The organism is Rothia endophytica, from assembly GCF_928381505.1.
Taxonomy (GTDB): Bacteria; Actinomycetota; Actinomycetes; order Actinomycetales; family Micrococcaceae; genus Rothia; species Rothia endophytica_A.
Map to the genome: position 1 here is coordinate 51,937 of NZ_CAKMSJ010000007.1, position 23,074 is coordinate 75,010.

Genomic DNA, 23,074 nt, shown 5'->3' on the forward strand with positions numbered 1-23,074 from the left:
GAACGCCCAGCTTTGTTGATGTCGTCCTCCGCTACCCTGCGTCAAGGTGCAGATAGAAAGACGCAAGGAGCCTAATACCTGTGGCAACTGAAGAAACAACCGGTGAATACGGCGCAGCCGACATTACGGTTCTTGAAGGCCTAGAAGCGGTGCGTAAGCGCCCGGGCATGTACATCGGCTCGACCGGTGAGCGCGGCCTGCACCACCTCGTCTATGAGGTCGTCGATAACTCTGTTGATGAGGCTCTAGCAGGCCATGCTGACCTCATCGATGTGGTTATTCAAGCTGACGGTGCGGTGCGCGTGGCTGATAACGGCCGTGGTATTCCTGTTGATGAGCACCCCACGGAGAAGAAGCCCACTGTTGAAGTGGTAATGACCATCCTGCACGCTGGCGGTAAGTTTGGCGGTGGCGGTTATGCCGTATCAGGTGGTCTGCACGGCGTTGGTATTTCGGTGGTCAACGCTCTTTCTACTCGCGTTGAGACCGAAGTCCGCCGTCAGGGCTACAAGTGGCATATCGAATACAGCGATGGCGGTAAGACCACCAAGCCTTTGACGCGCGGTGAAGCTACTGACGAAACTGGTACCACCCAGGTTTTCTACCCCGATCCCACCATATTTGAAAGCATCGATTTCGACTTCGAAACCCTGCGCGCTCGCTTCCAGCAGATGGCCTTCCTCAACAAGGGTCTCACCATCCGCCTCACTGATGAGCGTGATCTCCACGAAGGTGATGAGGTCGCCGGTGAGGATGAGGCGAAGTCTCTGGAGCTCAACCAGGTTGGCCCCAATGAAGATGGCTTCAAAACCGTCACCTACATGTATGAGAACGGTTTGCTGGACTATGTAGACTTCCTCAACACCTCAAAGAAGCTCACCGTCGTTAACGACGAAATCATTGCCTTCGAGACTGAAGACACTGACCGCATGATGAGCCTGGAAGTAGCGATGCAGTGGACCACCACCTACAAGGAATCGGTGCACACCTACGCCAATACCATCAACACCCATGAGGGCGGCACCCACGAAGAAGGCTTCCGCACCGCGCTGACCACCCTCATTAACCGTTTTGCTCGTGATAACAAACTGCTCCGCGATAAAGACGATAACCTAACCGGTGAGGACGTCCGTGAGGGTTTGACCGCTGTGGTCTCAGTGAAGATCTCTGAACCCCAGTTTGAAGGTCAGACTAAGACCAAGCTGGGCAACTCAGAAGCTAAGGCATTTGTTCAGCGCGAAACCCTAGATCAGCTGGGTGACTGGCTGGCACGTAATCCGTCCACCGGTAAAGAGGTAGTGCGTCGCGCCATCACTGCGGCCCAAGCTCGCCTTGCCGCCCGTAAGGCCCGCGAGACGACCCGCCGCAAGGGCCTGCTGGAAAGTGGTTCGATGCCGGGCAAACTCAAAGATTGCTCATCCAAAGACCCTTCCATCTCAGAGATTTATCTGGTGGAGGGTGACTCGGCAGGCGGCTCCGCTGTGCGCGGTCGTAACCCTGAAACTCAGGCAATTCTGCCCCTGCGAGGCAAGGTACTGAACGTGGAGCGCGCTCGCTTGGACCGAGCCCTGTCCAACGCTGAAATTCAGTCCCTTATCACTGCTTTTGGTACCGGTATCGGTGACGATTTCAACATCGAAAAAGCTCGCTACCACAAGGTAGTGCTCATGGCAGATGCGGACGTCGATGGTCAGCACATTACTACCCTGCTGCTGACCCTGCTCTTCCGCTTTATGCGCCCGCTGATCGAGGCAGGCTACGTCTACCTGGCACAGCCCCCGCTCTATCGCATCAAGTGGTCTAACGCCTCTCACGATTATGTCTTCTCAGATGCAGAGCGAGATGCTGCTCTTGAGGCAGGCTACGCGAAGAACCAGCGTCTGCCGAAGGACAACGGCATTCAGCGCTACAAGGGTCTGGGTGAGATGGACTACACCGAGCTGTGGGATACCACCATGGACCCCGAGAATCGCACTCTTCTGCAGGTAAAAATGGAGGACGCGGCAGCTGCTGACCAGATTTTCTCTGTTCTGATGGGTGAAGATGTCGAAGCTCGACGTGAATTCATTCAGCAGAACGCAAAGGACATTCGCTTCCTTGATATCTAAGACATATATAGCTTTTAGCTAGTCAGTATGAACTTAGAAGAATATTAAAAATCAAGGAATCAAACGAAGGATTATGATGAGCGACGAACAGAACAACAGCTCAAACGAACCGCTTGAAGGCGATGTCATCGAGAACCCTGCCGGCGGCAGGGTCGAGGCAGTAGACCTGCGCTCCGAGATGGAACGCTCCTACCTGGACTACGCCATGGCCGTTATTATCGGCCGCGCCCTGCCTGACGTGCGCGATGGTCTCAAGCCCGTGCACCGCCGCGTCATCTACGCGATGTACGACGGCGGCTACCGCCCCGAACGCTCTTTCAACAAGTGCGCCCGTGTGGTGGGTGAAGTTATGGGTCAGTACCACCCCCACGGTGACTTGGCGATTTATGACACCCTGGTCCGCCTTATTCAGGACTGGGTCATGCGCTACCCCCTGGCTCTCGGTCAGGGTAACTTCGGTTCACCCGGTAATGACGGTGCAGCAGCCCCCCGTTACACCGAAACCAAGATGGCTCCCCTGGCTCTCGAAATGGTGCGTGACATCAACGAGGACGCCGTGGACTTCCAGCCCAACTATGACGGCAAGAACCAGGAGCCTGTCGTCCTGCCCTCGCGTATCCCCAACCTGCTAGTTAATGGCTCATCGGGTATCGCTGTGGGTATGGCAACCAATATCCCCCCGCATAACCTGCGTGAGGTTGCAGAGGGTGTGCAGTGGTTCCTTGAGAACCCCGCCGCTACCAACGAGGAGCTCCTCGAAGCTCTGATTGCTCGCATTAAGGGCCCCGACTTCCCCACCGGTGCAACCATTCTGGGGCATAAGGGGATTGAGCAGGCATACCGCACCGGTCGTGGTTCTATCACTATGCGCGCAGTGGTGAACGTCGAAGAAATTCACGGTCGCACCTGCCTGGTCGTAACTGAACTCCCCTACCAGGCCAACCCCGATAACCTGGCCATCAAAATTGCTGAACTGGTCAAGGACGGCAAGATTACCGGCATCGCCGACCTTCGCGATGAAACCTCAGGCCGTACCGGTCAGCGTCTGGTCATTGTGCTCAAGCGCGATGCTGTGGCCAAGGTAGTGCTCAATAACCTCTACAAGCACACACAGCTGCAGGAAAACTTCTCAGCCAATATGCTGGCTATTGTAGACGGTGTGCCCCGCACGCTTTCCCTCGATGCCTTCATTCGCCACTGGGTTAACCACCAGCTTGAAGTGATTGTGCGACGCACCCGCTACCGCCTGCGTCAGGCAGAAGAAGAAGCGCATATCCTGCGCGGCCTTCTCAAAGCACTGGATGCCTTGGATGAGGTCATTGCCCTGATTCGTCGCTCCCCCACTGCTGATGAAGCCCGCACCGGGCTCATGGAATTCCTGGATATTGATGAAGCTCAGGCCCAGGCAATTCTGAATATGCAGCTGCGCCGCTTGGCCGCTCTGGAGCGTCAGAAGATTCAGGATCGCCATGATGAGCTGATGCGCATGATCGATGAATACAATGCCATCATTGCTTCTGAGGATCGCCAGCGCACCATCATCTCCGAGGAACTGACCGACATCGTCAACCGTTACGGTGACGAGCGCCGGAGCAAGATTCTGATGGGCTACGACGGGGACATGTCCATGGAGGACCTCATCCCCGAAGAAGAAATGGTGGTTACCATTACCCGCGGTGGTTACGTCAAGCGCACCCGCAGCGACCAGTACCGCAGCCAGCACCGTGGCGGTAAGGGTATTAAGGGAGCTTCCCTGCGCGGGGACGACGTGGTGCAGCACTTCTTTGTTACCTCCACCCACAGCTGGATCCTCTTCTTCACTAACCTGGGCCGGGTCTACCGCACCAAGGCTTATGAACTCATGGAGGCGGGGCGTGACGCCAAGGGGCAGCACGTTGCTAACCTATTGGCCTTCCAGCCTGATGAAACCATCGCCAAGGTCATGGAGCTCAAGTCTTACGAGGACGCACCCTACCTGGTACTCGCTACCAAAAACGGTTTGGTCAAGAAGACTGCCCTGTCTGACTACGACACCAACCGAACTGCCGGCGTCATCGCCATTAACCTGCGCGAGGGGGACGAGCTGGTATCGGCTCAGCTGGCCTCGGCAGAAGATGACCTCATGCTGATTTCCCGCCAGGGGCAGTCACTGCGCTTCACTGCCAGTGATGAGGCCCTGCGCCCCATGGGCCGTGCAACCAGCGGTGTAACCGGCATGAAGTTCCGTGATGGGGACGAACTACTGTCGGCTAACGTCGTCACCGATGATTCCTACGTCTTTATCGTTACTGCAGGTGGCTACGCCAAGCGCACTCAGGTGGATCAGTACCGCGTTCAGGGTCGCGGTGGCCTCGGCATCAAGGTTGCTAAGCTAGCCGAAGACCGTGGAGACTTAGTTGGCGGCCTCATTGTTGGTGAGGATGACGAAGTTATGGTCGTCATGCAATCCGGCAAGGTAGTGCGTACGTCTGTATCTGAAGTTCCCGCTAAGGGCCGTGACACCATGGGTGTTATCTTCGCTAAGCCCGGCAAGAATGATGAGATTCTTGAGGTCGCCCGCAACTTCGAGCGAAACATTGATGATGTAGAAGACACCGAAGAAAACGTCGATAACAGTGCCGAAAACGGTGCCGATGAAGTACCTTTAGAAAACAAGAGCACACCGGCAGAAGCCGAAACCGTAGAAGCACACGGAGGTAACTAGTGAGCACCAACAGCACAGGCGCGGCTCCGCGCCCCGCACCCCGGGCTGGCAACGCGAGAGCGGCGCAGTCTAAGGGAAGTGCTTCACGTAAGCCACTGGTGCGCCCTGCACCCCGTTCGAAGATCCGCCGTGCTCGCCTGGTGGTTGCTAAGGTTGACACCTTCTCAGTCGCCAAGCTGGTATTCCTATTGTCTGTGGCTGTAGGTATCGTAACGGTTGTTGCGTCGGTCATCCTGTGGCTGGTTATGCAGGCCACCGGTGCCTTCCAGAGCCTGAATGACATTCTGGCCCTGCTGGGTACCACCGGTAACGCTGTAGACGTCTCTCAGTATCTATCACTGGGGCAGGTGGCGCTCTACACCACCATCATCTCGGTGATTAATGTAGTGCTCTTCACCCTCCTGGGGGCGCTGGCAGCCATGCTGTACAACGTTGCTGCCAAGCTGGTGGGTGGCATTGGCGTCACCTTGACTGACGAATAAAGTCTTCACTGAAGAAAGATGGCCCCTGCTGTCATGAGTAGGGGCCATCTTTTTTAGTTGGAAGATTCTTGAAGCACCTCGGGTGCGCTTGTGACCCAGAACATGCTTTTTCGATTTGGCAAGCTGTATGAATCTGTGTAAAGTTATATCTCGTTCTGGTGAAAATCTGAACACCGAGGGCGTATAGCTCAGATGGTTAGAGCGCTACACTGATAATGTAGAGGTCCCAGGTTCAATTCCTGGTACGCCCACTTTCCTTGGTTGAAAGGTTGAAATGAAGAAATTCATGGCAATCACCTTAGCGGCAGTCGTAGCAGCGGTTGCAACTAAGAAGGCGAAGGAATCTCAAGAGAATAAAAACTCTTGGAAAGCTGCTACAGACAAAATTTAATAGGTTGCACCTGTATGGGGGCGTGGCGCAATTGGTAGCGCACCTGCTTTGCAAGCAGGGGGTTAGGGGTTCGAGTCCCCTCGCCTCCACTCTTCGGTGATTATAGCAAGAGGGAAACACCCGGTCCCATCCCGAACCCGGAAGTTAAGGCTCTTTGCGCTGATGGTACTGCACTGGTGACGGTGTGGGAGAGTAAGTCATCGCCGAATTAAATGTGATGGAAGAGGCTCAGTCGAAAGACTGGGCCTCTTCTTTTTTGTTTTAACAGCGAGGGTTATGGGGGGCCACACCGCTTTAAAGTGAATAATAGGTTAACGAGCGAAGCGGAGCTTTAGGGATTATAGGGAGCAAGGCTTGTAAAACCACAGGAACCTTCCTGCTGATAGATCCTCCTGAATTTACTTAAGTAACGTTTTCTCATGACAGACGCTGTTTTTGTGGGATTGAGGGAAAACCCCGAAAGGGCGCCCCTGTGTGAATTGTGTGTTTTTTAATCCTTAAACAAAACGCTGTCTGGAGTTTACCTGCAATCTTTCAGATGTTTCCTAAATACTGTTAATAGGCGCATAATCATTGGGTGACTACAGAACTCATCATCCTGGTCATTGTGGTACTTACCGCGCTGGCCTTTGACTTCACCAACGGATTTCACGACACCGCGAATGCCATGGCATCCTCCATCGCAACCGGTGCTCTCAAGCCTAAGACGGCCGTAGCTCTTTCAGCTTCCCTCAATCTCGTCGGTGCTTTCTTGTCCATCGAAGTAGCTAAGACCGTCGGTACGGGGCTGGTGGACTTAGAGACTGCAGGGGGTGGATCGAGCCTCATGCTTATCGTCTTTACCGGGCTAGTAGGTGCCATCCTGTGGAACGTTCTCACCTGGTTGCTGGGATTGCCCTCTAGCTCCTCTCACGCCCTCTTTGGAGGGCTGATCGGTGCGACACTAGCGTCCTTGGGAACAAGCGGAGTGCTCTGGAATGGGGTGCTGATGAAGATTATCGTTCCTGCTCTTTTGGCGCCCCTCATTGCCGGTATCATCGCCTGTATCAGCACCATGGTGGTCTACCGCATTACAGCGGCAGTGCCTGAGAATCGCAAGAAGAAAAATTTCCGCTTTGGTCAGATTTCTGCTGCTTCTCTCATGTCGCTGGCACACGGTACCAATGATGCTCAAAAGACTATGGGCGTTATTTTCCTAGCCCTCGTTGCAGCACAGGAAATCGATCCATCGGCTGACATACCCTTCTGGGTTCGCTTGGTCTGTGCGGTAGCTATTGCCCTGGGGACCTACTTGGGTGGGTGGCGCATCATCAAAACTCTGGGTAAGGGTATCGTCGATATTGAAGGCCCCCAGGGTTTCTCTGCTGATGGTTCTTCTGCTGCCATTATTTTGACCTCCTCTCACTTCGGAATGGCCCTTTCGACCACCCACGTAGCTACCGGCTCTATCATTGGCTCAGGCATTGGACGCCGTGTTGCGGTGAACTGGTCAACCGCCCGGCGCATGGTGATTGCCTGGATTATTACCCTCCCTGCCGCAGGCAGTGTTGGTGCTCTGACGTGGTTCGTCGGCAACTACATCAACCACTTCACGGGTAGTGATTGGATGGGGGAAGCAACCGTATTTCTGATTCTGGTTGGATTCTGTGCCTGGATGTGGGCACACTCGCGCAAGAGCGCTATTAGCCACGTTGATATGCATGCCGGTGAAGTGGTGCGAACCCGTGAAGTGCATACTGAATCCTTCCCCGTCGTGCAGAAGGCTGGTCACTAATGCTTCTTGCTGAAATCTTCCATAAGATTTATCCCGTGTTCTTGGCTGGACTGGTCTTTGGGGCGGGTCTACCTATTCTGTATGCGGTTGCCGTGCGGCTTATGAGCGGCACAGCCACTGAAACTGCTGACGGTACTGTAAAAGCTGAAGTTCACCCTCTAGCTAGGGGAGCTGCCTACGCTATTTTCGTGCTGCTGGCGCTGGCAATTCTTACCGGTATTCTGTGGATCGCAAAAGACTTCCTCTACGCCTACACCGGTTTTAACCTCTTTGGGGTCGCTGACTAGAATCAACCCCGTAAAATCTTAAGTGCTTAAACTAAAGCGCCACCCTGATATTGAAGGGTGGCGATTTAGATTACGTGTGGAGACGCTGGGTTTTTTATATCAAACTTGCTGCGTAGAAAATGCCCAGAGCCGCTGCAAAACCAACGAGGCCAATGAGGGTTTCCATAACCGTCCAGGTCTTGAAGGTTGTCTTTTCGTCCATATTGAAGAAGCGGCCCATCGCCACCAATACCTGATTCAGTTGCCACACATCTTACTTGATCGAGGAATGGCGCCCCTGGGTGGCGCGTTATCCCTACCAAGGAACACCGATGAAATTGTCTTCAACCGACTGGCGATGACCTCGATCTGCAGCACCAAGCGCAGGAAGTCTTGCTACGGCAGTTCCGCTTCGACTAGACAGTCGTATCAGACCTCATAGGTATCATTGGAATGAACATGAGTCAACCATCATTGATGAGCATGAGTATACGGGGCGGAGTAGATAGTGAGCATAGTGGAGGGTGTGCCGTCGGTGCCAGGAGTTGTCGCGGATAGGAGGTGCAGATAGTGGAACTCGGAGATCGCGAGAAATACCGGCAGAGGCGACGACGTCCGCGCGCTCCACGAGAAGAAGACGGTATCGAGACTTCTGACGAGGTTGCAGCCGTCTTCGATCTCATTCCCGAGATTGGAGAGGGGTATCGCTGGTATGACTACACTTACCGTGTACTGTGGTGGCTGAGCACAGGCTGGCGATGTAAATTTATGCCGCAGTTTATGCGGATATGGCTCAACAACGGCGTTAACTGGCTTATCCCTTTCAATGAGCACGATCAAAACTTCGCAAGGTCGCTCGATAGCTGGATACACAACATCCGGGTGCCGAGAGATGAACACGTCACTACACCCAGTATCTGGTTGGTTGAACTCTTCCCTCCTGCTGATCTCCCAAGGCTTGAAGCGGCGCTTCAAAAGAATGGCTGGGATGTAAGTCGTCGCTTCTCGCCGAATTATGAGCGCAATCATGTGATGCTGGCGCGTTCCCGCTCAGGCGGGGGGTCAGTTTGGTGGAACCTCATTAACGTCGTACGAAACGATCGTAACTGGTTGGGTATGGATGCTGTCCGTGAGCATCTACCGCCGGAATTTGATTACATCGAACTCAAAGCCGTACAAGTTGGGCAAGGTCTCACTGCAGTCATAGCCGAATTTCACCTCCGAGATGAGGCTGCGCAGGCGCTTGACCTTGAGTGGCACAAGCAACATGAGCCTTTACTGCTCTGGGGAAAACCGAGACCTCGCAGCCTTGACCGGCGCTGGGCAACGATCCACGAGGTGCAGCTTGCACGTCGCTCAATGCACTATGCCGCGCGCGACTGGCTTACAGCTCGTCTTCCTGGTTTTTTTGCTCGCATGAATCGTCCGCAACCATTGCTTGAGTTGATGCTCTTTGACAAGCTCGACCCCACCGTATCGCCGCAACCTGCACAAAACGGCGACCAGCGCGTGTCGGAGGATGGTGCCTTGCGTGCCCTCGGCATCAAGCGCCCAATGTTTCATATGCTCACCTCACCGGACATTCCGAAGCTAGTGCTCCACCGCCAGCAGAGCATTGGGCAAGACCCTCTGGGGGATGATCCGACATGGACGCTTTGGGGAAGTCGATCGGCAGTGCTCAAGGCGGTTGGTTCTGAGGATTTCGAGTACATTGGTGGAAATGACAACCAGAAAATCGCATATCTACTTGTCAATAGTATGAGAAACCTGTTCCTAATGATTTCCGTGTCGGCTTACCTTGAGATAGTCGAGGAGTGCTTCGCCGAGATGCGAGATAGGGCCAGCGTAAGGCACGGGAAGTTCCGTCCACGATCGATCCACGAGCTACGTCAGAGCCTTCTTACGTTGAGTTTCGACCTCGCAAGTATGCAACGTGATGTTGCTGCGTTTTGGAAACGCTCGTGGCATTGGGAGGGAGACCCTCAGTTTAGCTATGTTCTCACTCCTGAAGAGAGAGTGCGCGGGGGTGAAGATAAGGGGGCGCCGGAAACGTCTATCAGCTTCAATGACAGACTTAAAAAACGACACGAGGAGTGGTTTGAGCAACTGCGACAAGCAGATAGTGACTACCGCGATATTCTTTCGACCGTTTCCTCACTCGGTTCCTCTGCTGATGCATTCCGAACTGGCAGGCTTGCGCTTTGTGTTGCGATTGTGTCCCTCATTGTTGCGGTGGCAACAGTTCTCATGTCGCAGGTGGGAGGGAAGAGTCTCTTTGAATGGATTCTGAATTTAGTTAGCTAACCATTCGATGGGTGAAAATGGGGTGGGGAAATCATCCCTCATTGAGTCTGTTGCTGAAGCCTATGGTCTGCCGGTTGGGGGTGGAGATGCTCGGGCTATAAGGCCCACCTTGAGGGAAAATCTGCCTTTGGGGCGGATTTGCAGGTGATGCGTGGAGCTGCAGAATATAGGGCGGGACTTTTTCTGCGGGCAGAAGGAATATTGGCACATATGGAACATCTGGTGAGGTTGGGTGGCTCCTCATCAAGGCAGTGGGTATTCTCCGCTTACCTCACGGTGAGGGAACCCAGCAACTCTTGGAAGAGTCTTCTAAGAGATTTGGATTAGGGGTTCTTGATGAGCCTGAATCAGGGCTATCTTTTACTGGTCAATTGCAGTTGCTTGCTCGCGTCCTTAGTTTTTTGGACGGTGGTGGGCAGGTGATTCTTCGTACTCACAGCCCCCTATTAGCGTTTGGCGTAGCCTACAAGAGGGAGCTAGTCTGGGAAATTGATGAATGGGGTATAGAGCAACGCCCGTGGGCAACCTTGGATGCGGTTGGGGACTGACGGTCAATGCTTGATGATCTCGAAAACTATCTGCGGCACCTTATCTAACAAACAAGAGAGAAATTTGTGGTGCACCTAACCCAATAATTGCTATAATTAGGTTTGCGTGTGTGAAAAACGCGTGTATAGTTTTATATGCACCTACGGGGGCGTGGCGCAATTGGTAGCGCACCTGCTTTGCAAGCAGGGGGTTAGGGGTTCGAGTCCCCTCGCCTCCACTCTTCGGTGATTATAGCAAGAGGGAAACACCCGGTCCCATCCCGAACCCGGAAGTTAAGGCTCTTTGCGCTGATGGTACTGCACTGGTGACGGTGTGGGAGAGTAAGTCATCGCCGAATTAAATGTGATGGAAGAGGCTCAGTCGAAAGACTGAGCCTCTTCTTTTGTGCCCAGAAAAAGACCCCTGAGAGGGAACGACGCCCGCCAATAGGAGGGCCGGAGAAGTAGGCAATCACGTGTTTATCATTCATGGATAGGCAAGTCGATAAAAACTGGGTAAGCTGTAGTTTTTGTATGTCCGGTTACTTTTTGGGGCGTTGCCAGGCACAGTCCCAACAGGATTGAAAGCGAAACCATGTCACCACAAGCTATTGGGTTTGCCCTCCTCATTCTCGGTGTAGCCCTGCTCATCGGAAAGATGGTACGCGTGAAAGTTGGGTGGGTGCAATCCCTCTTCCTGCCCAGCTCCATCATCGCGGGCCTGCTCCTGCTCCTTCTCGGCCCACAGGTTCTTGGCCGTTTTGATGGGCCCTGGGGCGAAAATGGGTTGTTTAACGACACCATGATTACTGTCTGGCGCTCCCTGCCAGGTCTGCTCATTAGCGTCATCTTTGCCACCATGTTCCTGGGGCAAGAACTTCCCAGCCCCAAACGCGCCGTGAAACTTGCAGGCCCTCAGCTCTCCTTGGGTGTTGCTCTTGGCTCCGGTCAATATGTAGTGGGCTTGCTCCTGGCTGCTTTGGTATTGGTGCCCTTCTTCGCAGCATCCCCCATGACCGGTGCCCTCATCGAAATTGCTTTTGAAGGCGGCCACGGCACCGCCGCAGGTATGCGCGGGGTGATGGAAGATCTGGGCTTTGGTGACGGCGCTGACCTAGCCGTTGGTCTGGCAACCGTGGGTATCGTCGGCGGTGTGGTTATCGGCATCGCCCTTATTAACTGGGGTGTACGCACCGGTAAAACCGAGATTCTCAAGGGCAACGCCAAAATGTCTATTGCTGAGCAGAAGGGTCTTTTCCGCGAGGACGAGCACTACTCTGCAGGTACCATGACTAGCCGCCCGGCGTCCGTAGAGCCCCTGTCTTTGCATATGGCTGTCATGTCTCTTGCCATCCTGGTCGGCTGGCTTATTCTTGAGGGTCTCCGCTGGATTGAACAGCAGACCTACGCCTCGGTCATGCTCGATGACAACACTCCCCTTGAAATCTTTGCCTATGTCCCCCTCTTTCCCATGGCTCTGCTGGGTGGTGTTATTGTGCAGATGGGAGCAAAAGCAGTGGGCGCCGATCATCTCATCGATCACCAGATGATGCTGCGCATCCAGGGCTGGGCACTGGACTTCCTCATCGTTGCCGCTATCGCCACTCTCTCCCTGCAGGCGGTGGGCGATAACCTGGGTATCTTCCTCATTCTTTCAGTGGCAGGCATTGCCTTTAACGTCATGATTTTCCTGTGGCTCACCCCCCGCCTGATTGGGCGCTACTGGTTCGAACGCGGTATCGGTGACTTCGGCCAGTCGATGGGCGTTACCGCAACCGGCCTGATTCTGATGCGCGTGGTAGATCCCAAGGGCGAGTCTCCTGCTTTCGAAGCCTTCGGCTACAAACAGCTTGTCTTTGAGCCTTTCTTTGGTGGTGCCCTCATCACGGCTCTCGCGATACCAGTTATTTACCTGACCGGTGTTTGGCCCCTCTTCTTCGTGATGCTCACCGTCTTTGTTGCATCTATTGTCATCGGGCTGGTATTCCTGCGCCCCCGCGAGATGCGAGAGCGAGAGGAACACACTCGCCAGATGCAACAGATTCAAAACCCGTAGGGGATAGATACAGTAAGGACGCCGGCTCCCGCTCCCTGCCAGGAGGCAGTGAGAGGGAACCGGCGTCCGTTGTAACGGCGTCTAATCATCGAGAATGACGCCACTCAGTGGTCTGCTGAGAGCAGGTGCCTCAGATAGCGCTGAGGCGAATCCAGGTAGGCTCGCCAGTGATTCAACGCCTCGAGGTCATCTAAAGCAGTAGGGCGAAGGCCCCACTCGCCAATCTCAAGAATCTTCGCGCCGGGAGCTGCCATGAGCACGGGGGAGTGGGTGCACAGCAGAACCTGGTGGCCGGCGTCCACATGGTCTTGAAGAAGCGCCAACAACTTTAATTGACCCGCAAAAGAAAGCCCCGACTCGGGCTCATCAAAAATCCACAAGCCTCCGCGTGAGGCGGCAGCCTCAATCATCGCTAGTGCAGACTCACCGTGGGACTGGTGCAGGTAGCGGTGGGCAATGGAGGACTCTAAACGCACCCGGTGAGCCACTAGAGAGTGAACAGTCTCCGCGCGAAAAAATAGACCGTCCCGAGACTTAGCTGCGCCTTTGATCAACTGTAGATACGAGGCGAGATTGGAATCCTGTTCTACCGACTCCCTCTGATCCCAGGAAGTGCCACCCTCCGCCGGCAACCCATAAGCCTGAGCTATCGCCTCGATGATGACGGACTTACCCGCGCCGTTCTCACCCACAATGATGGTAAAGGGTGCTAAATCCAGCCCACCCAGCAGAGCCTGCACCGAAGGCACCGTGAAAGGCCAGCGTGACCGTTCTTCAGGAGGCACAGGGTCTCCCGATGTAATAGAACGCAAGGGCAACGATGAAATAGCCATCGGACTTTCTCCTCTTCTGGGTAACAGAAAAGACAATGTAGGGCGGGTGCAAAAACGCCGACGCATTATCTCTAATGCGTCGGCGTCCTAAGTTAGCGGTAAACCACTACCTCAAACACAAAACTTATGCTGCGGGGGTCTTCCAGGGATCCTCAACGGGACGTGAAGCCTTGTAAGCTGCAGCGCCAGCAACGGTGCCCGCAACCAGCAGACCAAGAACCAGCCAACCCTTGCCGCTCTTCTTAGAAGCCTTCTTCTGCTCCTTAGCGAACTGGGCAGCAGCCTTGACAGCGGCCTTCTGAGCGTTCTTTACAGCCTTCTTATCACCAGTTACCTTAGCGGCAACGGTGTTGACCTGTGCAGGAACCTCAGCGTCTGAGAGCTTAACGGCAACGGTATCAGCAACCTCAGCAGCTTTGACACGGGCAGTTGCCACGGCGTCTTCAACTACGGGAGTGACATCATCAATGGTGTGCTGGATCTTGTCCACCAGGGTGTTCTGCACCTTGTCCAGCTTCTTGTGAGCGTCCTTAGCAACTGAGTTAGTGGTCTTCTTAGCGTTCTTTCCGTGCTTCTCAGCGGTCTTCTGAAGATCAGCAAACTTGTTGGCGGTGAACTTCTCAGCGCGAGCAGTTTTCTTGTCAGCCAGCTTGGTCAGTTTGTCTGCCTTCTTGCCGGTCTTCTTCTGAGCCTTTGCAAAGAACTTCTCTGCCTGCTTCTGAGCTTTCTTAGCCTTAGCATTCTTGGTCAGAGCCATGTGTCTCTACCTCCAGGTGGATTTCAGCGCCGCGAAGGACGCAGCGGTTAACTGTTATTCATAAGCTTACGAAAGATGCCGGTAAAAAAGCAGTTTATGCACGAAAAGACACCGGGTGTTCTCTGCCCGCTAAAGACCATGTACCGCCCAACTGTACCCTCCTGAACTCCTTAAGCTGAATGCAAAAAACAAGGGCGACACTGGTCAAGCTAGGAGCCGACATGCCAGAATGGGGAACATGACTGCAACTGCTAAAGCAACACTTCACACCAACCACGGCGACATCGTTGTTAACCTCTTCGGTAACCACGCGCCGCTGACCGTCAAGAACTTCATCGGTCTCTCCGATGGCACCCAGGAATGGCGCCACCCCCGCACCGGCGAAGTACAGAACGGCCCCCTCTACAAGGACGTCGTTTTCCACCGCATTATTCGTGACTTCATGATCCAAGGTGGCGACCCCCTCGGCCAGGGCATTGGCGGCCCCGGCTACCAGTTCAAGGACGAAATCCACCCCGAACTGAGCTTCAACAAGCCCTACCTGCTGGCTATGGCAAACGCTGGCCCCGGCACCAACGGCTCACAGTTCTTCATCACCACCGTTGAAACCCCCTGGCTCAACGGCCGCCACACCATCTTCGGTGAGGTTGTTGATGAGGATTCCAAGAAAGTCGTTGACGCCATTGAAGGCGTAGCAACCGGTGCGATGGACCGTCCCGTTGAGGACGTCGTTCTCTCATCAATCGATATCGAAGAGCTCTAAACCCTAGAGAATCTTTCAAAAATTAAGTGCCCGCCCGATTTCTCGGGTCGGGCACTTACTTTATACCCGCGGCAAGGCTGCAAGAAAGGACGCCCGTGAGCGAGCCCGTCGGCTACGGCTATGACAACAACCAGCAATCGGTCTGCCCCCGCCACCCGGACCAGGTAACCTACGTGCGGTGCGGACGCTGCGGCAGACTTGCCTGCGGAAACTGCCAGGTACCCCTAGAAGTGGGCATGATGTGCGTGGACTGTATGCAACAGGTGCGCGCCACCCAGCCCGCCAGCCGTACAGCCCGCAGCAAGCCGGTGGTGACCTACGCTCTCATTGCTATTAACGTGCTGGTGTGGGGTCTGCAGTGGATCTTTCCCAGCGTCACCACCTTTGGGCTTTACAACCCTGCCTGGGTTGAATATTCGGGGGAGTGGTACCGCGCTCTAACCTCCGGCTTCCTGCATTCACTGGGTAACCTCTCCCACCTACCGCTCAACATGTTCTCCCTCTACCTTTTTGGTCAGGCCTTGGAACCAATTCTGGGACGTTGGAAATTCCTATCAACCTACCTGCTCTCAATCTTGGGTGGGTCAGCTGCCGTGCACCTTATTGCCCGCTTCTGGGGCGACTACGGGGACATGACCACCAGTGTCCTGGGTGCATCCGGTGGGGTATTTGGCCTCTTTGGAGCCTTCTTTGCGCTGGCACGCGCTCGCAGGCAGAGTACCAGCGGAATTATGGTTCTGGTGGCTATCAACTTTGTCTACGGGTTTATGTTCCCCGGAGTTTCCTGGGAGGCGCATCTGGGAGGCCTAATAACTGGCGCCATCGTAGCTACCTTACTGAGTAAATTGCCTGAACCTCAGAGGCGGAAATAAATATCCACAGGATTTATCCACAGCTGTTAATAACTACAGGAGTGTAATTTCAACAGTGTTAACAGACTGTGGATAGTGCCAGCTCGGCTTTAAATTGCAGTAAATTACACTGGTGTAAGAGATTTCCCCAATTTTATCCCCACCTGTGGATAACTGCCAGGAACAGGGTGTGTAGAAAATGTAATTTCAAATTTTCAGCCTTCCCGCTGGGAAAGTGCACTATAACTTCCTAATAACATCCCCCAACACATAAAGGACACTACAACATGAAGAAGGTCAACTGGCTTGGCCAAGGTGCCGCCTTGCTGCTTTTCATCGCAGTCCCTCTAGCCATCGGTTTTACCGGTAGTTTTCTCACGTCAGATCAGGTTGACGGTTGGTATGCCTCAGCGGATCAGGCACCTTGGACGCCACCTAATGTGGTCTTCGGCCCCGTGTGGACTCTGCTATACGTGATGATCGGTGTAGCGGGATGGTTGCTGTGGCGCTCTACAGCTACACACCAGCGACGACGAGCCTTTATCCTCTACGGCATCCAGCTGGTTCTCAACGCTGTTTGGAGCCCGCTCTTTTTTGGCGCCTACCCCACCTACGGTGTAGCAGCTCTATGGGTAGCTTTAGCGGTTATCTACTTACTGCTACTGACCATTATGGTGAGCATTAAGATTTTTGCTCCAATAAGCAAAATAGCTGGCTGGCTCTTTGTGCCCTATGGTCTCTGGGTTGCATATGCCAGCACGCTCAACCTATATATGGCACTACATAACTAAGAAGTAATGCTTTTATTGGAGGGCTCTGGCTGGTCTAACCAGAGCCCCCCTACAGATCTATGTGGGGTTCCCCTGAATCTATTTGACCGAAGATTCAATGAGATCAGAGACAGACTTCGGAGCGGAAAAAGCCGAGGCAATGAAAATTTCATCAGAGGTGCGCACGGTGGGCACCACCGCATTTCCGCCATTAACACTCTTTACATAAGCCTCAGCGTCGGCATCCTCCCAAATATTGACCCACAGAGCACGGTCTCCCATCTCTCCCAGACCAGCATCTAAACGCTGACAGAAAGGGCAACCAGGGCGCCAATAAATGACCACCCCACCCTTCGCTACAAATTCCTCAGCCTCAGCGTGGGTGCTTACTGCACGGTTCATGAGATGTACTCTTTGCTACGTAATGGGCGTACTACTTGCTACGTAATGGGCGTACTACTCTACTGAACATCTACCCCATCAACATTATTCCCAGCCCTATCACCAGTGATATTTGGGTACTGGCACAAAAAACGGGAGGTAACTATCAACAGTTACCTCCCGCCCAGGAACATACTTAGTCCTTCTTGAGAGAATCAGCTACGCCTGAAACGGCGCCCTTGACATCCTCGACCTTATCTTTGATGCCGGCCTTGACCTGATCAGTCTTGCCTTCAGCTTCAAGATGGCTATCGCCGGTAACCTTACCGCCGAATTCCTTAGCCTTGCCGACCAAGTTCTCTGCACCATTTTCAATCTTGTTATCTTCAGCCATGAGGTAGCTCCCTTCTTTCCCACTCAGACAGTGGGTATAAAAACAGAGCCGAACTATCTATTGCTTAGATGAGTGGGCCCTGCACTGTAAAAAACCTGAAATTACTTACTTGCCGAAGCGCTCGCCGAGCTTGCCGGCTGCGTCGTTAGCGGTGTCTTTAGCCTGCTGCGCGTGATCGTCGTTGACGACCTCCTTGCCAGCCTTCTCGTTGACGGTGTCCTTGGCCTTATCAACGTTGTCATTGACGGCGTTGTTGAGATCGAAACCCATGGTTCTACCCCTTTCTGAAGGAAATATGGACGGTTCGCCCGAAGGCTTACCGTTGATACTAAGCCTACGCAAGAAATTTGTTTAAATAAACTATCTATCTCAAAAAAATAGCAAAATCTAGGGTAAACCCCAGCAAATTCGAAGGAAAGCTAAAGAAGACACGGTAAAGAAAAAGGAACTGCTCCTCGGTTAGACATTTACAGGCGTACCCTATTTCTTCAGACGACTCCACTGAACCGCCTATGAGATTTATGAGTGGTTAGGAGCCTCTCGTGCCTGCCCTTTTGCACAAAATCTCGACTCGCTCTCACAACAGTGACCCCGAGCCGACCTCTCACCCCTTGGTTCAGCACGCACAAGCATGTGCACCCCGTTGGCTGATGCATGATTCCCCAGAACTTACCGCTGAAATTCAGGGCCCTCACGGTAGAAATGACACCCACCATGGCCATCCCTGGTGGAAGGTTATGTGTCTATCGGGCGTAGATTACTTCTCTACCCTTGGCTATCAGCCGGCCCTCGCTGCTCTCGCCGCGGGACTGCTGGCACCACTGGCTACCCTCATACTGGTGGCTGTCACTCTGCTAGCTGCCTTGCCCATCTATCGCCGAATTGCCCAAGAGAGCCCTAGCCCTTGTAGTTCTGATCTTCCCCCAAGATTGCCTTGGGCCTTTCAGGCTTTGAAACCGGTGTGGTCGTTATGCCCCAAATCGGTAGCAGAAAGTGCTCAGAAACTAACCAAGGTGACCTTAGAGTGCGCGGTGCAAAGAAGCTTCTCACAACCGCTGCCCTGACCATGAGTGTGCTCCTGATGTGCTCATCTTTCGCTACCACCCTTCTTATTCCTCAGGAGGAATTTAAAGAGGGTGGAGATGCCAATGGCCGGGCGCTTGCCTATCTGGCACACAACCTTCTGGGTGAAGGGCGGGGCACAGCCTATGACATTTCAACCATTCTGATCCTCTGGTTTGCTGGGGCTTCCGCTATGGTGGGACTGCTTAACCTCGTCCCTCGATATCTGCCGCGCTACGGTATGGCACCAGAGTGGACGCGTGCCTCGCGCCCCCTGATTCTTGTTTTTAGCGCTGTCTGCGTCTTCGTCACCCTTGTTTTCGATGCCAATGTTGAAGCTCAAGGCGGCGCCTACGCCACCGGTGTTTTAGTGCTCATGACCAGTGCTGCCGTAGCGGTGACTCTTTCCGCCAAAAAACGCCGTCAAAGGGCTGCCTTTCTCTACTACCTCTCTACCACTCTTATCTTTGGTTACACCACCATTGCCAATATCTTTGAACGACCAGATGGCTTACGTATCTCCCTTTTCCTTATTGGAGGAGTTCTTTCTCTCTCGCTTCTCTCCCGGGCACTGCGCTCCTACGAGCTGAGAATCGACAGCGTAAACTTTGACCCGTCGGCGCTGGCCCTATTAGCGTGCAGCTCCAAACCTCTGAACCTGATCGCTCATCTGCCCGATAATTTCAATGCCGCTGACTACCGGGAAAAACTATCCCGGGAGCGTTGGGCTCATAACCTAGAGGCTGATGCCCGCATCATATTCGTTGAAATTGCTGTGGAGGACCCTAGCAACTTCAGCTCAGAACTCATGGTGCATGGTCTCGATGAAGGTGGGTATCAGGTGCTCAGTGCTTCTGGGTCTTCGGTGGCTAACAGCATTGCAGCCCTTTCTCTTGCCGTGCGAGATATGACCGGGCAAGTGCCGCATATCTACCTGGACTGGGCGGCCGGTTCACCCCTCAAAAATTACATTGCCTTTGCACTCTTTGGTCAGGGGCAAATTGCATCGACTGTTCACGAGGTACTCCGACGGGCAGAAAAGACCCTGCAGCACCGGCCCGTAGTGCACGTTTCTTAAGTGGGTAAAACAGGGGTTTCTGTGTGACTCAGAGATCCCTGTTCGCTGCTTGGCCTGCCACCATGGGGAGGAACTCGGGGTCAGCAAAGCCCTGCTGTGCATAGGCCAGGGCAACTTTATCAGCAGCATGCTGCAGCTTATCGCTGTCAATCAATGCCATGACCGCTCCGCCAAAACCACCCCCGACGATGCGGGCACCTAGCGCACCCGCTGCTAGGCAGGCGTCCACAGCTATATCGATTTCTCGACGTGAGACACATAGCTCATCACGCATAGATACAAATGATTCGGTAAAAAGACGCCCCAGTTCTTCCCATGCGGGGGCGCCCAAGAGCTCGGTATTTTTGAGCAGATAAGCGGCGCGTTCAACCAGCGTCATATCGTGCAGGGTATGACGCAACCAGCCGCGGGGAAAGACCTGGTTATCGGCTGATTCTTCGAGGGCAACGAGAGCACGGTTAACCGTTGAATCCACCAGATCTAGGCGCCACTTTTTGGCCTGTTGCTCACTGAGACCCGCGCACGAAAGGTCGGCGGGCAGGGCATTGCGGAGGTAGTCAAGACCCATAGCTGCCGTGGCAGCTTCATTGGCTGCCCGTCGAGCCGCAAACTCACCACCCGCTAATTCATGGGGGGTATTGGTGTTAATGACGAGCCAGCTCAAGTGGGCACTATCGACATCGGCTTCGACCGCCTCAATAGAAAAATCTCTGAAGTCAATCACCAGGGCTTTACCCGGCTGAGACCGAAGGGACGCCGTCTGGTCAAGACCACCTGTGCGAGCTCCTGCAACTACGTTCTCAGCCGTGATGCAGACCTGGGCAAGACGGGCTCTCAGTGCATCATTGGCGGGGCTGAGGTCAGAAGGTAGTGCATCTGTTGCTGAGCACCCCGCGCGTAAGGGGCAGGAGAGATCAAGGAGAGCGAGGGCAGTTGAACACTCCAGGGCCGCTGAAGATGAGAGACCTCCGCCCACCGGAACCTTTGAATTGATGAGAAGGTCGGCACCAAAATTGAGCGGAAGGGCAATATCTCGCCCGCCCTCATGATTCATAGCCCAGGCGACACCGGCTACATAGGTAAACCACCCCTTAAAAGTGCCCGGTTGAATTTCACGTACCACCACCGTGCGGTCGTCCCCCGGCATTTGCACAGAGGACGCGCGGAGCACTCCGTCTGTGCGCATCCTACCTGCCACATAGGTGCGGTAGGGCAGGGGCATGGGCATGCAGGAGCCACCCAAAAAGTCGATGTATTCACCCAGTAGGTTCAAGCGCCCCGGAGCTGACCACACGCCATCTGGTTCAACCCCGTATTTATCGATGAAGGCAGCGCGCACTGTTTCTACCTCTGCGGCATGATCCGGCAGGGTAGCCCAGTGGGGTTCAACGCGAATAGTCAAGGGTGCTCTTTTCTTCTGGAGGTAAACCTCTTGTATAACGTACTGATGCGTGAGGTTATTTCAAGAACCCTGTGAATACTGCCCTGATAGCCTGACGATAGGGGAGAGGTGCTTCGGTAGGGAGAGGGGAGCCACCTAACAGACAGCGGGTCTGATCCTGTTCGATGAAACCCAGTGCTGCATGTACCAGTGTTAGTGCCGCTAAAGGCGCCTGCTGAGAGTCAACGTGATGGGCGAGGTAGGCCGTCAGATGATCTAAAAACTGTAGCTGGTTCGGGTCCAGGGCTAGCGCCAGCCTGACCACTTCTGCAGCTTCTTTGACGGGAATCAGGTGGCTGTATACATCAGCGAAGATTCTATCTATCTTCCCCTGTTCGGCAGGGAAGGGGACATCGTTAAGAATGCGCGAAGCAAGGGAGGCGAGCAGCTCCTGTTTATTCTTCACGTGGTAGTAAAGTGCCCCCGGAGCCACACCCAACTCGGTAGCTAGGCGTCGCATAGAGAGATCCGCAAGACCATACTGGTTCAACAGGGTAAAAGCGGTATCAAGAATTCGGTCACGGTTTAAGGGCACTCTCTTATTGTTGCCTATTCTTTACGTCTTCGCCCACTTACCGGTTTTAAGTTGAGCTGTGCAGGAGTAGATTTGACCTATGGCTTTCAATTTTTCAGATTTCACCACTAAAGTTCGCGCTGGCGGCAACGCCACGGCTGAGGACATCCACGGCATTCTGACCGCAAGCCCTGCGGCTACCTTCGCTCTCGTTGAATTCGCTGCCGAACAGCGCAGACTGTTCTTTCAAAACAGCTTAGAAGTGAGCAATTTACTGGGTTCTGAAAACATGACCAAACCTGCATCTGTACTGGTGGAGGTAAGTGCACCCATCAATGCTGATGAGCTAACCGAAACCATCATGGGTATCGCATCTGACTCCGAGGTGCAGCGCACCACCGTGGAGTTTGTGCAGGGACAAGCCCCGCACCTTCCCATGGAAGCTCTCAGAGTGCTGGCTGCTTTCCGCCTAGCGTCACCGGTAAAGAGCTTGCACCTTGGTGCTAGTCGAGCCTCAACCTTACGTTCTCTGCAACCGCTTGCGGTGCACATAATTGATTCCATGCTGCTCAGCGAATTTTCAACCGATCAACCACAAACAATTTTTGAAGACCTTAAGCTCATCAGGGACGCTGGTGTGGTGGTAGACGGATCCGCCGGTCGAGATCTTGTCTCGGAGTACGTATCGGATCTTGAAGGGCGAGGAATCGCTCATGCGGCAGAGTTGGCAGAGCTGGTCACCAATACGGCTGATCAGAGCCGCGGTGGGTGTGGCGGAAACTGCGCCTGCGGAAGCGGTGGCTGCTCCTAAAATGGGGCTACATCTCGAAGTGTGACTATCTAGTGAGTGGTCAGTCAGCCTTAAACCGCTGATGACAGGGTGCTCTCAAGAAATTTGCAGATTTTTCACCTACCATGGGTAAGTGCTCACAAATCGTGACAGACAAGCAATATTCTTGGACAAGAATATTTTGAAGAAACCTTAAGGAAGCATGGATCCCAAAGAACTTTCGCCCGCCTACTTCACCTCACTGGCATCAGTTGTGCTTGGTGCCCTAATGATTGGCGCTAGCTCAACTCTTGTTTCGGTGCTTGGCTGGCTTCTACTCTTTGCTGGAGTGGGGCTTAATGCCTTCTCTACCTTGATTATGGTTCAGCGACTTAAAGGTGGCCCGCTTCCTTCTGCTCTCACCGGTGAGTCACATTCAACACAGCATGAGCATGTAGAGACTGAAACTATCGAACCTGAACCTGATACCGAGGCTCAGCAGATCGTTAACAGCGAAGCTCAGGAGTCATCCTCTAAAGAGGATGATCAGCGCATCTTCCGCGCCCCCTCACCCCGACCCCGTGTGCGCTAAAAGAAAGAAGAAGAATATATGGATACCCGCTTCCTTCTCTCTCCCGCCTACCTTGTATCAGTTGCCGCACTTATCGTAGGGGCAATTCTTAGCGGAACTGCCCTCATGATTGTGGGTTGGATTATCTTCATCGTAGGCCTGGCTCTCAACTCGATGGCCCTGGTGGTGCTGGCTAATAGGGAACAGCTCTATAAAGCACAGCGCGTGGGTACTATACCCAAGGCTGGACAGAAGCACACCACCAACTAGTTACCACA

The 23,074-nt window shown here is 53.9% G+C and carries 23 protein-coding genes, 3 tRNA genes and 2 rRNA genes; 20 read left to right on the plus strand and 8 right to left on the minus strand.

The annotated features are described in order from the left end of the window. The first annotated feature begins 80 nt into the window (after positions 1-80). The 9 genes from gyrB to L6990_RS08975 all read left to right on the plus strand — a co-directional run bounded on the left by gyrB (position 81) and on the right by L6990_RS08975 (position 7,746). Positions 81-2,108, plus strand: coding sequence for a DNA topoisomerase (ATP-hydrolyzing) subunit B (gyrB, locus tag L6990_RS08940; RefSeq protein ID WP_237203775.1), 2,028 nt, complete (start codon positions 81-83; stop codon positions 2,106-2,108). A gap of 76 nt (positions 2,109-2,184) precedes the next feature. Continuing rightward, the gene (gene gyrA, locus L6990_RS08945; protein ID WP_237203844.1) at positions 2,185-4,812 is read left to right on the plus strand and encodes a DNA gyrase subunit A; all 2,628 of its coding nucleotides are present in this window, start codon (positions 2,185-2,187) and stop codon (positions 4,810-4,812) included. Continuing rightward, complete coding sequence (locus tag L6990_RS08950; protein WP_237203776.1) at positions 4,812-5,294, plus strand: DUF3566 domain-containing protein; 483 nt, start codon at positions 4,812-4,814, stop codon at positions 5,292-5,294. Before gyrA ends, L6990_RS08950 begins: the two co-directional genes overlap by 1 nt. A 177-nt stretch (positions 5,295-5,471) precedes the next feature. Further along, positions 5,472-5,545, plus strand: a tRNA-Ile gene (locus L6990_RS08955). A gap of 35 nt (positions 5,546-5,580) precedes the next feature. After that, complete coding sequence (locus L6990_RS12025) at positions 5,581-5,685, plus strand: DLW-39 family protein (RefSeq protein ID WP_369127822.1); 105 nt, start codon at positions 5,581-5,583, stop codon at positions 5,683-5,685. Positions 5,686-5,701: 16 nt separating this feature from the next. Beyond that, positions 5,702-5,774: transfer RNA gene (locus L6990_RS08960), tRNA-Ala, on the plus strand. Positions 5,775-5,777: 3 nt separating this feature from the next. Next, positions 5,778-5,894, plus strand: a 5S ribosomal RNA gene (gene rrf, locus L6990_RS08965). Between the two features lie 368 nt (positions 5,895-6,262). Further along, the gene (locus tag L6990_RS08970; RefSeq protein WP_237203777.1) at positions 6,263-7,459 is read left to right on the plus strand and encodes an inorganic phosphate transporter; all 1,197 of its coding nucleotides are present in this window, start codon (positions 6,263-6,265) and stop codon (positions 7,457-7,459) included. Beyond that, complete coding sequence (locus tag L6990_RS08975; protein ID WP_237203778.1) at positions 7,459-7,746, plus strand: hypothetical protein; 288 nt, start codon at positions 7,459-7,461, stop codon at positions 7,744-7,746. Before L6990_RS08970 ends, L6990_RS08975 begins: the two co-directional genes overlap by 1 nt. A 94-nt stretch (positions 7,747-7,840) precedes the next feature. Here L6990_RS08975 and L6990_RS08980 read toward each other — a convergent pair whose 3' ends face one another. Next, positions 7,841-7,996: a GntT/GntP/DsdX family permease gene (locus L6990_RS08980; protein ID WP_237203846.1), complete on the minus strand. Its 156-nt coding sequence runs from the start codon at positions 7,994-7,996 to the stop codon at positions 7,841-7,843. Between the two features lie 299 nt (positions 7,997-8,295). Here L6990_RS08980 and L6990_RS08985 point away from each other — a divergent pair, with 299 nt between their 5' ends. The 4 genes from L6990_RS08985 (at position 8,296) to L6990_RS09000 (ending at position 12,612) form a co-directional block, all read left to right on the plus strand. After that, complete coding sequence (locus L6990_RS08985; protein WP_237203779.1) at positions 8,296-10,029, plus strand: hypothetical protein; 1,734 nt, start codon at positions 8,296-8,298, stop codon at positions 10,027-10,029. A gap of 693 nt (positions 10,030-10,722) precedes the next feature. After that, positions 10,723-10,795, plus strand: a tRNA-Ala gene (locus tag L6990_RS08990). Between the two features lie 3 nt (positions 10,796-10,798). Further along, positions 10,799-10,915, plus strand: a 5S ribosomal RNA gene (gene rrf / locus L6990_RS08995). Between the two features lie 236 nt (positions 10,916-11,151). Then, positions 11,152-12,612 carry a sodium/glutamate symporter gene (locus L6990_RS09000; protein ID WP_237203780.1) on the plus strand — a complete coding sequence of 487 codons (1,461 nt, stop codon included), beginning with the start codon at positions 11,152-11,154 and terminating at the stop codon, positions 12,610-12,612. 104 nt (positions 12,613-12,716) lie between these two features. On the opposite strand, the gene L6990_RS09005 is transcribed toward L6990_RS09000, so the two are convergent. Further along, positions 12,717-13,445 carry an AAA family ATPase gene (locus tag L6990_RS09005; RefSeq protein WP_237203781.1) on the minus strand — a complete coding sequence of 243 codons (729 nt, stop codon included), beginning with the start codon at positions 13,443-13,445 and terminating at the stop codon, positions 12,717-12,719. Between the two features lie 124 nt (positions 13,446-13,569). Next, positions 13,570-14,202, minus strand: coding sequence for a hypothetical protein (locus tag L6990_RS09010; protein WP_237203782.1), 633 nt, complete (start codon positions 14,200-14,202; stop codon positions 13,570-13,572). Positions 14,203-14,431: 229 nt separating this feature from the next. On the opposite strand from L6990_RS09010, the gene L6990_RS09015 reads away from it, so the two are divergent. The 3 genes from L6990_RS09015 (at position 14,432) to L6990_RS09025 (ending at position 16,607) form a co-directional block, all read left to right on the plus strand. Next, positions 14,432-14,965 carry a peptidylprolyl isomerase gene (locus L6990_RS09015; protein WP_440480498.1) on the plus strand — a complete coding sequence of 178 codons (534 nt, stop codon included), beginning with the start codon at positions 14,432-14,434 and terminating at the stop codon, positions 14,963-14,965. A gap of 95 nt (positions 14,966-15,060) precedes the next feature. Then, positions 15,061-15,837, plus strand: coding sequence for a rhomboid family intramembrane serine protease (locus L6990_RS09020; RefSeq protein ID WP_237203784.1), 777 nt, complete (start codon positions 15,061-15,063; stop codon positions 15,835-15,837). A 266-nt stretch (positions 15,838-16,103) separates the two neighbouring features. Then, a complete protein-coding gene (locus L6990_RS09025) occupies positions 16,104-16,607 on the plus strand; it encodes a TspO/MBR family protein (protein ID WP_237203785.1) in 504 nt (167 codons plus the stop codon). Between the two features lie 78 nt (positions 16,608-16,685). Here the strand turns inward: L6990_RS09025 and L6990_RS09030 are convergent, their stop codons facing one another. From L6990_RS09030 to L6990_RS09040, 3 genes are all read right to left on the minus strand, one after another. After that, positions 16,686-16,988 carry a glutaredoxin domain-containing protein gene (locus tag L6990_RS09030; protein WP_237203786.1) on the minus strand — a complete coding sequence of 101 codons (303 nt, stop codon included), beginning with the start codon at positions 16,986-16,988 and terminating at the stop codon, positions 16,686-16,688. 175 nt (positions 16,989-17,163) lie between these two features. Then, on the minus strand, positions 17,164-17,361 hold the full coding sequence (locus L6990_RS09035) for a CsbD family protein (protein ID WP_237203787.1): 198 nt from the start codon (positions 17,359-17,361) through the stop codon (positions 17,164-17,166). Between the two features lie 105 nt (positions 17,362-17,466). Beyond that, a complete protein-coding gene (locus L6990_RS09040; protein ID WP_237203788.1) occupies positions 17,467-17,631 on the minus strand; it encodes a ribosome recycling factor in 165 nt (54 codons plus the stop codon). A gap of 754 nt (positions 17,632-18,385) precedes the next feature. Here L6990_RS09040 and L6990_RS09045 point away from each other — a divergent pair. Further along, positions 18,386-19,501 (plus strand): hypothetical protein, encoded by a 1,116-nt coding sequence (locus L6990_RS09045; RefSeq protein WP_237203789.1) that lies wholly within the window; start codon positions 18,386-18,388, stop codon positions 19,499-19,501. 28 nt (positions 19,502-19,529) lie between these two features. Here L6990_RS09045 and L6990_RS09050 read toward each other — a convergent pair whose 3' ends face one another. Then, positions 19,530-20,903, minus strand: coding sequence for a galactokinase (locus L6990_RS09050; protein ID WP_237203790.1), 1,374 nt, complete (start codon positions 20,901-20,903; stop codon positions 19,530-19,532). Positions 20,904-20,958: 55 nt separating this feature from the next. Next, positions 20,959-21,477 carry a TetR/AcrR family transcriptional regulator gene (locus tag L6990_RS09055; protein WP_237203791.1) on the minus strand — a complete coding sequence of 173 codons (519 nt, stop codon included), beginning with the start codon at positions 21,475-21,477 and terminating at the stop codon, positions 20,959-20,961. Between the two features lie 79 nt (positions 21,478-21,556). Here L6990_RS09055 and L6990_RS09060 point away from each other — a divergent pair, with 79 nt between their 5' ends. The 3 genes from L6990_RS09060 (at position 21,557) to L6990_RS09070 (ending at position 23,066) form a co-directional block, all read left to right on the plus strand. Continuing rightward, entirely contained in the window at positions 21,557-22,267 is a 711-nt protein-coding gene (locus L6990_RS09060; RefSeq protein WP_237203792.1) for a hypothetical protein, read from the plus strand. A 181-nt stretch (positions 22,268-22,448) separates the two neighbouring features. Then, positions 22,449-22,817, plus strand: coding sequence for a hypothetical protein (locus L6990_RS09065; RefSeq protein WP_237203793.1), 369 nt, complete (start codon positions 22,449-22,451; stop codon positions 22,815-22,817). Between the two features lie 18 nt (positions 22,818-22,835). After that, positions 22,836-23,066 carry a hypothetical protein gene (locus L6990_RS09070; RefSeq protein WP_237203794.1) on the plus strand — a complete coding sequence of 77 codons (231 nt, stop codon included), beginning with the start codon at positions 22,836-22,838 and terminating at the stop codon, positions 23,064-23,066. Positions 23,067-23,074: the final 8 nt, after the last annotated feature.

Excerpts from the sequence above, each read along its gene's own strand:
- gyrA (WP_237203844.1), top strand. The coding sequence starts at position 2,185 with ATGAGCGACGAACAGAACAACAGCTCAAACGAACCGCTTGAAGGCGAT.
- L6990_RS12025 (WP_369127822.1), top strand. The coding sequence starts at position 5,581 with ATGGCAATCACCTTAGCGGCAGTCGTAGCAGCGGTTGCAACTAAGAAG.
- L6990_RS08975 (WP_237203778.1), top strand. The coding sequence starts at position 7,459 with ATGCTTCTTGCTGAAATCTTCCATAAGATTTATCCCGTGTTCTTGGCT.
- L6990_RS09000 (WP_237203780.1), top strand. The coding sequence starts at position 11,152 with ATGTCACCACAAGCTATTGGGTTTGCCCTCCTCATTCTCGGTGTAGCC.
- L6990_RS09005 (WP_237203781.1), bottom strand. The coding sequence starts at position 13,445 with ATGGCTATTTCATCGTTGCCCTTGCGTTCTATTACATCGGGAGACCCT.
- L6990_RS09010 (WP_237203782.1), bottom strand. The coding sequence starts at position 14,202 with ATGGCTCTGACCAAGAATGCTAAGGCTAAGAAAGCTCAGAAGCAGGCA.
- L6990_RS09015 (WP_440480498.1), top strand. The coding sequence starts at position 14,432 with ATGGGGAACATGACTGCAACTGCTAAAGCAACACTTCACACCAACCAC.
- L6990_RS09025 (WP_237203785.1), top strand. The coding sequence starts at position 16,104 with ATGAAGAAGGTCAACTGGCTTGGCCAAGGTGCCGCCTTGCTGCTTTTC.
- L6990_RS09030 (WP_237203786.1), bottom strand. The coding sequence starts at position 16,988 with ATGAACCGTGCAGTAAGCACCCACGCTGAGGCTGAGGAATTTGTAGCG.
- L6990_RS09035 (WP_237203787.1), bottom strand. The coding sequence starts at position 17,361 with ATGGCTGAAGATAACAAGATTGAAAATGGTGCAGAGAACTTGGTCGGC.
- L6990_RS09040 (WP_237203788.1), bottom strand. The coding sequence starts at position 17,631 with ATGGGTTTCGATCTCAACAACGCCGTCAATGACAACGTTGATAAGGCC.
- L6990_RS09060 (WP_237203792.1), top strand. The coding sequence starts at position 21,557 with ATGGCTTTCAATTTTTCAGATTTCACCACTAAAGTTCGCGCTGGCGGC.
- L6990_RS09065 (WP_237203793.1), top strand. The coding sequence starts at position 22,449 with ATGGATCCCAAAGAACTTTCGCCCGCCTACTTCACCTCACTGGCATCA.
- L6990_RS09070 (WP_237203794.1), top strand. The coding sequence starts at position 22,836 with ATGGATACCCGCTTCCTTCTCTCTCCCGCCTACCTTGTATCAGTTGCC.